Below are 13,002 nucleotides of genomic sequence, written 5' to 3' on the forward strand. Positions count from 1 at the left end.
CAAGATCGATGCATCCCGGGCGTGCTCTGCGGGCCGGGGGCTTGTACGGTGTCCCGGTGCGAGCGATACGACGATTCTCCGTCCGCCCTGTCCTGCCCGAGCAGCTGACCGGCCTGGGCACCCTGGTGAACAACCTCCGCTGGGCCTGGCACCCCGAGACGCAGGACGTCTTCGAGGCGGTCGACCCGCAGCTGTGGCGGAGCACCGGCGGTGACCCGGTCAAGCTTCTCGGTGAGGTCCCGGCGGCCCGGCTCGACGAGCTGGCCAACGACCATGGTTTCCTCCGCCGGCTCGAGCTGGCGGTAGCCGACCTGAACGGCTACGTGTCCGACGACCGGTGGTTCCAGAGCGAGGCAGGCTCGCCGGTCAGCTCGGTGGCGTACTTCTCCCCGGAGTTCGGCATCACCCACGTGCTGCCGCAGTACTCCGGCGGCCTCGGCATCCTGGCCGGTGACCACCTCAAGGCGGCCAGTGACCTCGGTGTGCCGCTGATCGGTGTCGGCCTGCTGTACCGGCACGGGTACTTCGCCCAGTCGCTGAACCGCGAGGGCTGGCAGCAGGAGCGTTACCCGCTGGTGGACCCGGACGGGCTGCCGATCAGCCTGCTCCGCGACGGTGACGCACCGGCGACCATCACGCTGACGCTGCCGGGCAACCGGCAGCTGCACGCCCAGATCTGGGTCGCCCAGGTCGGCCGGGTGCCGCTGCTGATGCTCGACTCCGACATGGAGGAGAACGAGCCGGCCGAGCGCGAGGTGACCGACCGGCTGTACGGCGGTTCGACCGAGCACCGACTGCTCCAGGAGCTGCTCCTCGGCGTCGGCGGCGTCCGCGCGGTCCGCGCCTTCTGCCGGATCACCGGTCACCCGGCGCCCGAGGTGTTCCACACCAACGAGGGCCACGCCGGCTTCCTCGGCATCGAGCGGATCCGCGAGCTGGCCGCCGACCAGGGCCTCGACTTCGACACCGCGCTCGAGGTGGCCCGCGGCGGCACCGTGTTCACCACCCACACCCCGGTGCCGGCCGGTATCGACCGGTTCCCGGTCGAGCTGATCCAGCAGCACTTCTCGCCGGACGCGTTCGGTGAGGGCGTCCCGGTCGACCGGATCCTCGAGCTCGGCGCCGAGGACTTCGAGGGCGGCGACCCCGGTGTGTTCAACATGGCGATCATGGGCCTGCGGCTGGCCCAGCGCGCCAACGGCGTCTCGAAGCTGCACGGTGTGGTCAGCCGCGGGATGTTCTCCGGGTTGTGGCCGAGCTTCGACGCCACCGACGTACCGATCACCTCGATCACCAACGGCGTGCACGCGCCGACCTGGGTGGCGCGGGAGATCAACGACCTGACGCGGGCGACCACCGACACCGCGGCCTTCGACGGCGACGGGATCTTCGCGGGCCTGGACCAGGCCACCGACGCGCAGATCTGGGAAACCAAGCGGATGCTGCGGCAGCGGTTCATCGACGACACCCGGGCCCGGGTCCGGCAGTCGTGGCTGAACCGCGGTGCCAGCGAGGCCGAGCTCGGCTGGGTCGACTCGATCCTCGACCCCGACGTCCTGACCGTGGGCTTCGCCCGGCGGGTTCCGTCGTACAAGCGGCTGACGCTGATGCTGAGCGACCCGGCCCGGCTGAAGGCGCTGCTGCTGCACCCGGAGCGGCCGATCCAGATCGTCATCGCCGGCAAGGCGCACCCGCACGACGAGGGCGGCAAGAAGCTGATCCAGGAGATGGTCCGGTTCGCCGACGACCCGGAGGTGCGGCACCGGATCGTGTTCGTGCCGGACTACGACATCGCGCTGGCTCAGCCGATGTACCCGGGCTGCGACGTGTGGCTGAACAACCCGCTGCGCCCGTACGAGGCGTGCGGCACGTCCGGGATGAAGGCGGCGCTGAACGGTGCGCTCAACCTGTCCATCCGCGACGGCTGGTGGGACGAGTGGTACGACGACGAGTTCGGCTGGGCGATCCCGTCCGCGGAGGGGATCGAGGACACCGACCGGCGCGACGACCTCGAGGCGCACGCGCTGTACGACCTGATCGAGAAGCAGGTCGCGCCGCGGTTCTATGACGCGGAGCCGGGGCAGCCTTCTCGATGGATCGAGATGCTGCGGCACACGATCAAGGAGCTCGGCCCGAAGGTGCTGGCCACCCGGATGGTCCGCGACTACGTCGAGCGGCTGTACGTCCCGTCGGCGCACTCGTCGCGATCGCTCAACGCGACGTACGACGGTGCGCGCGAACTGGCCGCGTGGAAGAAGAAGGTCCGGGCGGCCTGGCCGCAGATTCGGGTCGACCACGTCGAGCTCCAGGGCCTCGGCGACGTACCGCAGCTCGGCACGAACGTCGGCATCCGGGCCTTCGCGGCACTCGGCGACCTGACGCCGAACGACATCGACGTCGAGGTGGTGCACGGCCGGGTCGACTCCAACGACGAGATCACCGACCCGGTCCGGGCGTCGCTGTCGCTGGCGGAGACGTACGACGGCAACCGGCACCGGTACGAAGGTGAGCTGAAGCTGGACCGGACCGGCCCGTTCGGCTACACCGTCCGCGTCGTCCCGAAGCACTCGGGCCTGGCGAGCCCGGCCGAGCTCGGCCTCGCCGCCGGCCCGTCCGACCCGGAGGACCCGTCCACTCCGGACCTGCCGGTCGGCTCCGAGTTCTGACCGCGCGCCAAGGCCCCGCCTGCCTCACCAGGCGGGGCCTTGCGCGTTCTCCGTCCGCTTCCTCCTGCGGAGCAGACCCCAGGGTTTGAAGACCGACAGCACGATCGCGAACGTCAGCAGGGTCGGCGAGACGATCGGCGGGTAGATCATGTCGCCGAGGGGGATGCCGAGGTCTCCGGCTTCGGCGCGGTCGGCGATCTCGGCCACGCCCGGTCGCAGCGACACCAGCACCAGCGCGCTCAGCAGCAGGTTGAGGAACAGCTTCACCACGACCCACCAGTACTTCGTCAGGCCGTACTTGCTGCCCACCGCCAGGAGTACGCCGGTCACCAGGCAGACGAGCCCGGACACCGTCATCGGCCACACCGTCACCAGTTCGAGCACCCGGAAGCACAACGCCTTGGTGCTCTCGCTGTCGGTCCCGAGCGCGGTGAACGTCAGCACCGCCATCACCACGTCGATACCGAACCACGAACCGACCGACGCGATGTGCAGCACCAGCACCGCCTTCCGCGTCCTCCCGCCCAACCGCCACGGCCTCGCCGCCGCCGTCGTCGCCTCCAGCGTTGCGCTACTCATCTCCTTCTCCCGTCCGCTCGGATCACTTACTACGATCCTGAGCCGCCCGGGCCATGGCGCGCGTCGTCCCGACGAAGGCATTGGACGTACAGCATCCGACGTACCTGACGGTGAACCGCGGTCGGTTCGCCTGGTGGGTGATGCCGCGTGGGTGTCAGTCGCCTACGCCGCCGGGCGTACCAGGTCCACCCACCTGTGCGGGGCGCCGGTGGGGGAGGTGATGTAGGAGCGGCCGGTGGGTCTCAGGGCAGGGTCGGACTGGTAGCGGGTGGCCAGTTCTTTGGTGGCGGTTTCGTCTCCGTTGTCTGAGGCAACCAAGAGCCGGGCGATCTCGTCGGTGAGGTCGACATCGGCGCCCTCCAGGGTGTCCGACATGGTGCCCCAGTTGTCCCAGAGCAAGAGCTCGTCGCCCTGGAGATGGGCGAGCTGGTAGTGGACGTAGTTGCGGATGAACCAGCCGCCGTGGAGCCGCAGCGGGGCGTCCGGGTTGGGGTCGGCGCCGAAGGTGTCGCCGTCGAGTTCGCCGGACCGGTAGCCCAGCCACACCTCGGCGGCGGACCGGAACGGCCCGGCCGGCATATCCTGGACGTCGAAGGGGAAGCCCTCGTCGGCCGGATCCATCTGTGCGTCGATCATCACCCAGCGGTCGCCGTTCCAATACTCCGCGACGACGTGGTCGTGGTTGAAACCCTGAGCGAAGTAGTCGCCGAACCCGATCCGGCTCCGGGCCGGAATCCCCTTGTGTCGAAGGGCTGACACGAACATCAGGGTGTAATCGCGGCAGCACCCGACGATCCGGTCGGCCGGCTCGCGCGGCTCGGCGAGCGGCGTACCGTTGCGTTTCCGATCCGTCGTCAGTATCGATGCGACCCACCGGTGGTCGATTTCCGCCAGCCGCTCGCCGGTGAACTCGATCCCGCCGGCGCGGTAGTGGATGAGCAGGTTGCGGACCACAGCCGCGATCCCGGGGATGTCGTCCGGCAAGGCGTCGTACAACCCGGCGTGCACACCTGGGTCGCTGTACTCCGTCTGAACCACATAGTCCATCAGGGCTTCCTTCCACGAAGAATCGGCTGGGCGATGTCGACGGCCGGCTGATCGCGGGGGATCAGGTGACAGTCGGGCAGGTAGACCTCACGCGGCGGCCCGGCGGTCCCCACTCCGGTCGACCGGACCCAGTCACCGACCAGGTCGTAGGCGAGCATGATCCGCGGGTACACGCATTCGTCCATGGTGATCGTGCAGTACGCCTCCCGATGCGCCGGTTCGACCCGGATCGCGATCGGCCCGGACGGATCGACGAGTCCCCCGAACGGCACGCACACCTCGACGGTCGCCTCGGCCTCCGGCGTCACGGCACCGTGGTAGATCACCCACGACTCACCGGTCAGCGTCGCCCCGGCGGACCCGAGGTACCGGCGGATGTCGTCGGTCGAGGTCACGATCACCCCGATCAGCGACTGCTGGTCGGTGTCCTGCCGGATGGTGGCGACCTTCGTCTCGGGTACGTCGCGGGTCAGCACCGGACGCGGTGACAGTCCCGGGGTTCCGGATCGCGAGAGGCGGTCCCGCAGGTACTCCAGGGTGGCGCGTCGTGCCGCGGTGGTCGCCTCCTCGGCGGCCCACCATCGGTCCAGCCGGATCAGTGCCTGTTCGTCCGACCCCGCCAGAACTTCGGCGATCGTGGTCAGCGGCATGTCGAGTTGCCGCAGCACACTGATCCGGCGGGCGCGTTCGAGTTGCTCCTCGTCGTACAGGCGGTAACCGTTCGACGGGTCGACCTGCGCGGGTGGGAGCAGCCCGGACACGTCGTACAACCGCAAGGCCTTGTGCGAGAGCCCGGTACGGCGCCCGAACTCGCTGATCGTCAACACGCGACCATCAAACCCCTTGCCCTTGGGGCAAGGTAAAGCCAGTCCGCCCCTCGCTCCGCTCGGGGCGGGGATGAGGGGACGCCTCGCCCGCTTCGCTCGGGGTGCGGGGGGGTCAGGTGGGGAACGCCTGTAGGTCTGGCTCGACCCAACCATGTCGTGCGGCTGGGGAAGCAAGGGTGCGGGAATGGTAGAAGCGGGTCAGCAGACGCTTGTCCAGCAAGCCCGGGTTGCGCTTCAGTAGCTCGTCGAAGGTCTCGTCGGGCGCCTCGGCCATGTGGTACGCGGTCAGCTCCACCCACGCCCGGCTCACCGTCGCGTTGTACTTCTGCGGCGCCCCGGCGTACCGCGCAGTCCGCTGGATCCCGTCACTGATCAGGTCGACCGCAGCAGCCGTCCCACACCGCCGTACGGCGAGCCACGTGAGCTTCACATGCTCCCGATGCCCGAACCGCTCAGCGGTGGCCATCACCTCACCCATCAACTCGTCGAACGTACTCACACCGCCCCCAAGGCCGTCAGCACCCGCCGTGCCTGATTCACCGCGCCGGGCGCGATCCCCGCCAGCGCCCGCCCTTCCAACTCCGCAAACGCCCGCTGCACCCGCCCGGCGCTCTTCACACCAACAGTCGTCAGCGAGATCTCCACCGCCCGCCGATCACCCGGTCGCGGCGCTCGCTTGATGTGGCCCTTCTGCTCCAGCCGATCCAGTACGCCGGTCAACGTCGTCGGCCGAACCCCGGCCGCGGCCCCGAGCTCCGACACGGTCCGTCCGCGCCCGTCGGCCAGGTTCGCCAGCACGTTCAACTCGGAGGCCGTCAGTCCCAGATCGGCCAGCTCCGTTCCCAGCACCTGCAACGTCGCATGCGTGGCTCGCTGCAGCACCACCAACACCAGTTCATTTTCCACGGATCCAGATTATCCGGATCCGTAGTAATTACCCAGTGATTTTCCCAGCCAGTACGGCGAGGAGCGCGTCGGCGTGGCGGCGGTACCCGAGGTTGTTCGGGTGGAAGCTGTCCGGGGCGAGCAGGCCGCGCCACGGTGGGCGGGCGTGGCGGGAGACCTCGGCGACGGGGAGGCCGCGGGCGGTCGCGGTGGTGCTGATGAAACGGTTGAGCCCGGCGACGTACGGGCTGCACACGCCGCCGACGGTCCAGAAGCGGTCGGGAACGGTCAGGTCCATCACCACGGACGTGGCCGGCAGCCGGCCGATCAACTCGCGCAACTGGCCGCGGAACCGCTTGGGCGGGGTGGCGAGGATGTCGTTGTTGCCGATCCCGCAGGTCACCAGGTCGGCGTCGAGTCGTTCGGCCAACGGAAGCTGGTCCTCCAGCACGTGGCGGGTCTGCGCACCGGACCGGGACAGGTTGACCACACGCCACGGACGGCCCGTCCGGCGCAGTGCGTTCAGCACCTGGCCGACGTACCCGTGCAACGGCGACGACGCGCCGAGCCCCTGCGCGGTCGAGTCCCCGAGCACGACCCACAACGGCCCCTCAGCGGCGAGCGCCTCCTCGTTCTGCCGGGTCCAGAAATCCGCGTAGGTCCGGGCCTGCACGTCCACGTACGCGACCCCGTCGACCCACCGCAGGAACGCATGACGCGACGTCGTCCGCTCGGCCACGCCCAACCGCGTCACCGCTCTGTGCAGCGCACCGATCGGCGTCGTACGTTCCCGGACCTCTCGGCGCAGCAACAACATCGGTCCCCCACGGATGAACAGAAGGTGACCGGTGAATGTACTGCAGGAAGGTTAACGAGCTCAGAGTGCGCGCAGCAGCACCAGGCAGCGCGGCGCCAGTGGAACCGTGGCACCGGCCTCGACCTCGGTGACCATCGAGTTGCTGGTGTCGAGGACGACCTCGTACGCCGGCGCCCAGGAGGCATCGGGTACGACGACCTGCCGCGTCTCCGGCGTCGCGTTCAGCGCGAGCAGGAACGAGCTGTCGGTCAGCGCGTTGCCCTCGGCATCGGTCGCCCGGAGCGCGTCACCGGCCAGGAACATCCCGATCGTCCGGAGGTTCCCGTCGTACCAGTCCGCCTCGGTCATCTCGCCACCGTGCGGAGCGATCCAGGACAGGTCCTTGCGCCCACCCGGTACGACGGGCTCGCCGGAGAAGTAGTGCCATTGCCGCAGCACGGGGTGAGCCGCCCGCAAGGCGATCAGCTTCTTCGTCAGCTCCAGATGGTCGGACCAGGCCTCGGGCAGCGACCAGTCGAACCAGGAGATCTCGCTGTCCTGGCAGTACGCGTTGTTGTTGCCGAGCTGAGTCCGTCCGCACTCGTCGCCGGCGGTGATCATCGGTACGCCGGTCGACAGGATCAGCGTGGACATCAGATTCGCCATCTGCCGTTTGCGCAGCGCGATCACGGCCCGGTCGTCGGTCTCGCCCTCGACGCCGCAGTTCCAGGACCGGTTGTCGTCGGTGCCGTCGCGGTTGTCCTCGTGGTTGTCCTCGTTGTGCTTGTGGTTGTAGCTGACCAGGTCGCGCAGGGTGAACCCGTCGTGCGCGGTGACGAAGTTGATCGAGGCGTACGGGTACCGCCCGTCGTCGCCGTACAGGTCGCTCGAACCGGACAGGCGGTAGGCCAGGTCCTTGACGCCGTCGGAGGTGTTGCGCCAGACGTCGCGCACGCTGTCGCGGAACTTGCCGTTCCACTCCGACCACGGGGGGCCGAAGTTGCCGACCTGGTAGCCGAACGGACCGATGTCCCACGGCTCCGAGATCAGCTTGACCCGGCCGAGTACCGGATCGGCCGCGACCTCGGCCAGGAACGGATGGTCGACCGTGTCCACCTCGTGCCGTTCGTTGCGGATCAGGGTCACGGCCAGGTCGAACCGGAACCCGTCGACGCCCATCTCCTCGACCCAGTACCGCAGCGAGTCCATCACCAGCCGGCGGACCTGCGGGTGCGCGGTGTTGACCGAGTTGCCGGTGCCGGTGACGTCGTACATCGTCCCGCCGTGACCGAGCCGGTAGTACGCCCGGTTGTCGATGCCGCGGAAGCTCAGCGTCGGCCCGTCGAAGCCGCCCTCGGCGGTGTGGTTGTAGACCACGTCGAGGATCACCTCGATGCCGGCGGCATGGAACGCGGCCACCATCGCCTTGAACTCCGCGACCTGCTCACCGCGCGAACCCGACGACGAGTACGGCGCGTGCGGAGCGAAGAACCCGAGGCTGTTGTACCCCCAGTAGTTCGGCAGGCCACGGGCCGCGATCGCCGGTTCGGTGAGGAAGTGGTGGATCGGCAGCAGTTCGACCGACGTGACACCGAGGTCGACCAGATAGTCGATCACCGCGGGATGCGCCAGACCGGCGTACGTCCCGCGCTGATGCTCGGGTACGCCGGGATGCAGCTTGGTGAACCCCTTGGTGTGCAACTCGTAGATGACCGTCTCGCCCCAGTGCACCGGCCGGCTGATGGGGGGCGGCGGGTCCGACGGGGCGACCACCACGCCCACCGGGACATGTCCGGCGGAGTCGCCGTCGGAGGAGTCGTAGATCAGCGGACTGGAATAGTCGAGGGTGCCGTCGACCGCCCGCGCGTACGGGTCGAGCAGCAGCTTGGACGGGTTGAACCGCAGCCCGTGGGACGGGTCGAACGGACCGTGCACGCGGTAGCCGTACCGTTGCCCATGGCCCACTCCCGGGACGAACCCGGTCCAGAACTCGCCGGTGTGGGTCAGGTCGAGGTTGCGCTGGCTGCCGTCGTCCGCGATCAGCGCGAGTTCGACCCGCTCGGCCGACGGGGCCCAGAGGGTGAAGGTCGTCCCATCGGTCTGGACCACTGCCCCCGGTTGGAGTCCGGTGTCGAGAGCACTCGGGGCGGCGGTCGCTTCGGTCACCGGCACATTCTGCACAGTCCGGGGTGGGTTATCGATAACTGAGGTGGTTATGTTCGTGAGACGGTAGTTGCGAACGCCTGTGCGCAATGATACGCAAGGATCGTTACTAAATTCCGGACTCCAGCAGCAGCGCCCGAGTAGGGGATCACATGTCGGAAGAGTTGGCCGGTCTGACCGTCGGTCTGATCGGTGCTGGCAACATCGCACACTTGCATGTCGCCGCGTGGAAGGCGCTCGGCGCCCGTGTCCTCGTGCACTCGATCGAGGGCGCCGAGGAACTCGCGGACCAGTACGGGCTGGAGGTCACCGCGTCCCTGGACGGCTGCCTGGCCGAGTCGGAATTCGTCGACGTGGTCACGCCGTCGGTCACGCACAAGGAGGTCGCGCTGGCCGCGATCAAGGCCGGCCGGAACGTGATCTGCGAGAAGCCGCTGACGCTGACCGCGGCCGACTCGCACGAGGTGATCGCGGCCGCCGAGGCGGCCCGCGTGCGGGTCTACCCCGCCCACGTGGTCCGCTTCTTCCCGGCGTACGTCGCCGCTCACTCGGCCGTCCAGGAGGGCCGGATCGGCGACGTCGCGGTGGCCCGGTTCTTCCGGCAGGCGTCCTCGCCGGCCGGCGGCGGGTGGTACCGCGACGTGGCCCGGTCCGGGGGCGTGATCATGGACCTGATGGTCCACGACCTCGACCAGGCGCGCTGGCTGTGCGGCGAGGTCGCCACGGTGTACGCCGTACAGAACCCACCGACCGTGGACGGCGTCAGCCCGGTCAACGTGGCCGCGCACGTCACGCTCACGCACGAGTCCGGAGCGATCAGTCACTGCCGGGCGACCTGGGGCGCGGCCGGGACGAAGTTCCAGTCCGGATTCGACGTCGCCGGTGCGACCGGTGTGCTGAAGTACGCCTCCGGTGCGGACTCCGGGTACGCCGAGGAACTGCAGGACGGCGCGGCCGCCGGTGACCTGCTGATCCCGGCCAACACCCTGGGCGAGAGCCCTTACCTCACCCAGCTGCGGGAGTTCGCGGTGGCGCTGCGAGGCGGCCCGGAGCCGCGGGTCGCCGCCGCGGACGGCGCGGCCGCGGTGTACCTGGCCGAGGCGGCCCGCGCCTCGATGGAGACCGGCCGCGTGATCGACATGAAGAGCTTCGACCCGACTGGAGCGGCAGCATGAGCAATCTGAAGGTCGCGATCGCCTCGTTCGCGCACACGCATGCGGCGTCGTACGCCTCGTTGCTCGCCGCGATGCCGGACGTCGAGGTGCTGGCCGCCGATCCCGACGGCGCGTCCGCGCCCGATCCAGGCCCGCGGGGCGCCGACTTCGCCGCGCAGTTCGGCCTCCAGTACGTCGACACGTACGAGGAACTGTTCGCCTGGGAACCGGATGCCGTCGTGGTGACGAGCGAGAACGCGCTGCACCGCGACCTGGTCGAGCGCGCGGCCGCGGCCGGCGCGCACGTGCTCTGCGAGAAGCCGCTGGCCACCGAGGTCGCCGACGGTGAGGCGATGCTGGCCGCGTGCGAGGCCGCGGGCGCGATCCTGATGGTCGCCTACCCGGTGCGCTTCTCACCGTCGTACCTGCGGCTGCGCGCCTCGGTGGAAGCGGGCCTGCTCGGCGAGGTGTTCGCCGTACTCGGGACGAACAACGGCAAGATCCCGTACGCCGCGCGTCAGTGGTTCACCGACGCCAAGCTGGCCGGTGGGGGAGCGCTCGTCGACCACACGGTGCACTGTGCCGACCTCATCGACGGCCTGACCGGCGGTGCGTCCGCGAAGCGGGTGTACGCCGCGGCCAACCGCGTGCTGCACCAGGACAAGGGTGTCGACGTGGAGACCGGTGGCCTGGTGACGATCGACTACGACAACGGGCTGCTGGCAACCATCGACTGCTCGTGGAGCGTGCCGGACAACGGCCCGACCTGGGGCGGCGTGTACCTGCAGGTGACCGGGACCAACGGGTCGGTGGAGATCGAGCCGTTCCTGCCGCACGTCGCCGGGACCGACGCCTCGGGCGAGGTGTACCTGCCGATCCACGACAACTTCGACGTGTCGATGCTCTCGACCTTCCTCAGCGCGGTGCGGAAGTCGGGCCGGGCGGTGGCCGGTCAGACGCCGGCCGTCGTACCGCAGCCCGACGGTGCGGTCGGCCTGCGTACCCTCAGGATCGTCGACGCGGCGCGGCGGTCGGCGATCTCCGGTCAGCCGGTCGAGTTGTAGCCTCCCCGCAGTACCTCCGCCGGCGGTGGTCCGGTACGGTTCCGGGGATGTGACCGACGGGTAGGACCCCGGGACCGTAAAGGAGCGAGGCGATGGGCGAGTTCGTCAACCTCACCGTGAGCGACGGTGTCGGCACGATCCGGCTGGACCGGCCGAAGATGAACGCGCTGAACGTGCAGGTCCAGGAGGAGATCCGGGCCGCCGCCCTCGAGGCCGCCGCGAACGACGAGGTCCGCGCGGTGGTGATCTACGGCGGCGAGAAGGTGTTCGCGGCCGGCGCGGACATCAAGGAGATGGCCGACATGTCGTACGCCGACATGGTCAAGCGCTCCGGGCCGCTGCAGTCCTCGCTGTCCGCGGTCGCCGCGATCCCGAAGCCGACGGTCGCCGCCATCACCGGGTACGCCCTGGGCGGCGGCTGCGAACTGGCCCTCTGCGCGGACTACCGGATCGCCGCCGAGGACGCCAAACTCGGGCAGCCGGAGATCCTGCTCGGCATCATCCCCGGCGCCGGCGGCACCCAGCGGCTGTCCCGGCTGATCGGTCCGTCCAAGGCCAAGGACCTCATCTACACCGGACGGTTCGTCGACGCCGCCGAGTCACTCTCGCTGGGCCTGGTCGACAAGGTGGTCCCGGCGGCTTCGGTGTATCAGGAGGCCGTCGCCTGGGCGTCGCAGTTCTCCCGCGGCGCCGCGATGGCGTTGCGGGCGGCCAAGGAGGCGATCGACGCCGGGCTCGGCGTGGACCTGCAGACCGGCCTGGAGATCGAGCGGCAGCAGTTCGCCGCGCTGTTCGCCACCGAGGACCGCGGGATCGGGATGAAGTCCTTCGTCGAGAACGGCCCGGGCAAGGCCGAGTTCAAGGGAATCTGAAGTGACCACTTCCGCTGAGAAGCCGGCCGCCACCGCCGAAGAGGTCGAGGCGGCCTGGAACGACAACAAGCTCGCCCAGGTGCTCTACCACGACTGGGAGGCGTCGACGTACGACGAGAAGTGGTCGATCTCGTACGACGAACGCTGCGTCAGCTACGCCCGGGACCGGTTCGTCGCGATCGCCGGAACCGACGGCTGGCCGTACGGCAAGACCCTGGAGATCGGCGCCGGCACCGGCTTCTTCACGCTCAACCTCAAGCTGGCCGGCGTCCTCGACGAGGCACATATCACCGATCTGTCGCCCGGCATGGTGGAGGCGGCCAAGAGGAACGCGCAGACCCTCGGGTTCGCGATCGAGGGCCGGGTCGCCGACGCCGAGAAGCTGCCGTACGACGACGACACCTTCGACCTGGTCATCGGGCACGCCGTCATCCACCACATCCCGGACGTCGAACTCGCCTTCCGCGAGATGCTGCGGGTCCTCAAGCCCGGCGGGCGTTTCGTCATCTGCGGTGAGCCGACCCGGTACGGCGACTACGTGGCCCGGCGGCTGTCGCGCTTCACCTGGTGGGCGACGACGAACCTGACCAAGCTGCCCGCCTTGTCCGGGTGGCGGCGGCCGCAGGAGGAGCTGGACGAGTCCTCTCGGGCGGCTGCCCTGGAGGCCGTGGTCGATCTGCACACGTTCGACCCGGACACGCTGGCGCGGATGGCGACCCGCGCCGGGGCGACCGGCGTACGAACCGTCACCGAGGAGCTGCTGGCGGCGTGGGTCGGGTGGCCGATCCGGACGTTCGAGGCCGCCGTACCGGAGCAGAAGCTCGGCTTCGGGTGGCGGATGTTCGCGTACAAGTCGTGGCTGCAACTGTCGAAGGTGGACAAGGTTCTTTCGGCGGTCGTTCCCGACGAGCTGTACTACAACGTCTCGATCACCGGGCGCGCGCAGTAG

Annotated in this window: 12 protein-coding genes; 5 read left to right on the plus strand and 7 right to left on the minus strand. The window is 69.3% G+C overall.

Annotation, left to right across the window (positions count from 1 at the left end):
- Window positions 1-56: 56 nt before the first annotated feature.
- Window positions 57-2,666, plus strand: a complete 2,610-nt coding sequence (glgP, locus tag ACYVOK_RS24750) for an alpha-glucan family phosphorylase (RefSeq protein WP_460664920.1) — start codon at window positions 57-59, stop codon at window positions 2,664-2,666.
- Between the two features lie 24 nt (window positions 2,667-2,690).
- Here the strand turns inward: glgP and ACYVOK_RS24755 are convergent, their stop codons facing one another.
- The 7 genes from ACYVOK_RS24755 to glgX all read right to left on the minus strand — a co-directional run bounded on the left by ACYVOK_RS24755 (window position 2,691) and on the right by glgX (window position 8,966).
- Complete coding sequence (locus tag ACYVOK_RS24755) at window positions 2,691-3,245, minus strand: DUF2269 family protein (protein WP_460664921.1); 555 nt, start codon at window positions 3,243-3,245, stop codon at window positions 2,691-2,693.
- 162 nt (window positions 3,246-3,407) lie between these two features.
- A complete protein-coding gene (locus tag ACYVOK_RS24760) occupies window positions 3,408-4,292 on the minus strand; it encodes a transglutaminase-like domain-containing protein (RefSeq protein WP_460664922.1) in 885 nt (294 codons plus the stop codon).
- Window positions 4,292-5,119 carry a MerR family transcriptional regulator gene (locus tag ACYVOK_RS24765; protein ID WP_460664923.1) on the minus strand — a complete coding sequence of 276 codons (828 nt, stop codon included), beginning with the start codon at window positions 5,117-5,119 and terminating at the stop codon, window positions 4,292-4,294. The genes ACYVOK_RS24760 and ACYVOK_RS24765 overlap by 1 nt, the downstream gene beginning before the upstream one ends.
- Before the next feature lie 112 nt (window positions 5,120-5,231).
- Window positions 5,232-5,618: a hypothetical protein gene (locus ACYVOK_RS24770; RefSeq protein WP_460664924.1), complete on the minus strand. Its 387-nt coding sequence runs from the start codon at window positions 5,616-5,618 to the stop codon at window positions 5,232-5,234.
- Window positions 5,615-6,025 (minus strand): MarR family winged helix-turn-helix transcriptional regulator, encoded by a 411-nt coding sequence (locus tag ACYVOK_RS24775; protein WP_460664925.1) that lies wholly within the window; start codon window positions 6,023-6,025, stop codon window positions 5,615-5,617. Before ACYVOK_RS24775 ends, ACYVOK_RS24770 begins: the two co-directional genes overlap by 4 nt.
- Before the next feature lie 28 nt (window positions 6,026-6,053).
- The gene (locus ACYVOK_RS24780; RefSeq protein ID WP_460664926.1) at window positions 6,054-6,821 is read right to left on the minus strand and encodes an SGNH/GDSL hydrolase family protein; all 768 of its coding nucleotides are present in this window, start codon (window positions 6,819-6,821) and stop codon (window positions 6,054-6,056) included.
- Between the two features lie 60 nt (window positions 6,822-6,881).
- Entirely contained in the window at window positions 6,882-8,966 is a 2,085-nt protein-coding gene (gene glgX, locus ACYVOK_RS24785; protein ID WP_460664927.1) for a glycogen debranching protein GlgX, read from the minus strand.
- A gap of 149 nt (window positions 8,967-9,115) precedes the next feature.
- Here glgX and ACYVOK_RS24790 point away from each other — a divergent pair, with 149 nt between their 5' ends.
- The 4 genes from ACYVOK_RS24790 to ACYVOK_RS24805 all read left to right on the plus strand — a co-directional run bounded on the left by ACYVOK_RS24790 (window position 9,116) and on the right by ACYVOK_RS24805 (window position 13,002).
- Window positions 9,116-10,138 (plus strand): Gfo/Idh/MocA family protein, encoded by a 1,023-nt coding sequence (locus tag ACYVOK_RS24790; protein ID WP_460664928.1) that lies wholly within the window; start codon window positions 9,116-9,118, stop codon window positions 10,136-10,138.
- Entirely contained in the window at window positions 10,135-11,181 is a 1,047-nt protein-coding gene (locus ACYVOK_RS24795; RefSeq protein ID WP_460664929.1) for a Gfo/Idh/MocA family protein, read from the plus strand. Before ACYVOK_RS24790 ends, ACYVOK_RS24795 begins: the two co-directional genes overlap by 4 nt.
- Before the next feature lie 92 nt (window positions 11,182-11,273).
- A complete protein-coding gene (locus tag ACYVOK_RS24800) occupies window positions 11,274-12,053 on the plus strand; it encodes an enoyl-CoA hydratase/isomerase family protein (protein WP_460664930.1) in 780 nt (259 codons plus the stop codon).
- Window position 12,054: 1 nt separating this feature from the next.
- Window positions 12,055-13,002, plus strand: coding sequence for a class I SAM-dependent methyltransferase (locus ACYVOK_RS24805; protein WP_460664931.1), 948 nt, complete (start codon window positions 12,055-12,057; stop codon window positions 13,000-13,002).

Source organism: Kribbella swartbergensis (assembly GCF_054784135.1).

Coding starts and splice junctions, on each gene's coding strand:
- ACYVOK_RS24800 (WP_460664930.1), top strand. CDS start 11,274: ATGGGCGAGTTCGTCAACCTCACCGTGAGCGACGGTGTCGGCACGATC.
- ACYVOK_RS24795 (WP_460664929.1), top strand. CDS start 10,135: ATGAGCAATCTGAAGGTCGCGATCGCCTCGTTCGCGCACACGCATGCG.
- ACYVOK_RS24755 (WP_460664921.1), bottom strand. CDS start 3,245: ATGAGTAGCGCAACGCTGGAGGCGACGACGGCGGCGGCGAGGCCGTGG.
- ACYVOK_RS24790 (WP_460664928.1), top strand. CDS start 9,116: ATGTCGGAAGAGTTGGCCGGTCTGACCGTCGGTCTGATCGGTGCTGGC.
- ACYVOK_RS24760 (WP_460664922.1), bottom strand. CDS start 4,292: ATGGACTATGTGGTTCAGACGGAGTACAGCGACCCAGGTGTGCACGCC.
- ACYVOK_RS24780 (WP_460664926.1), bottom strand. CDS start 6,821: ATGTTGTTGCTGCGCCGAGAGGTCCGGGAACGTACGACGCCGATCGGT.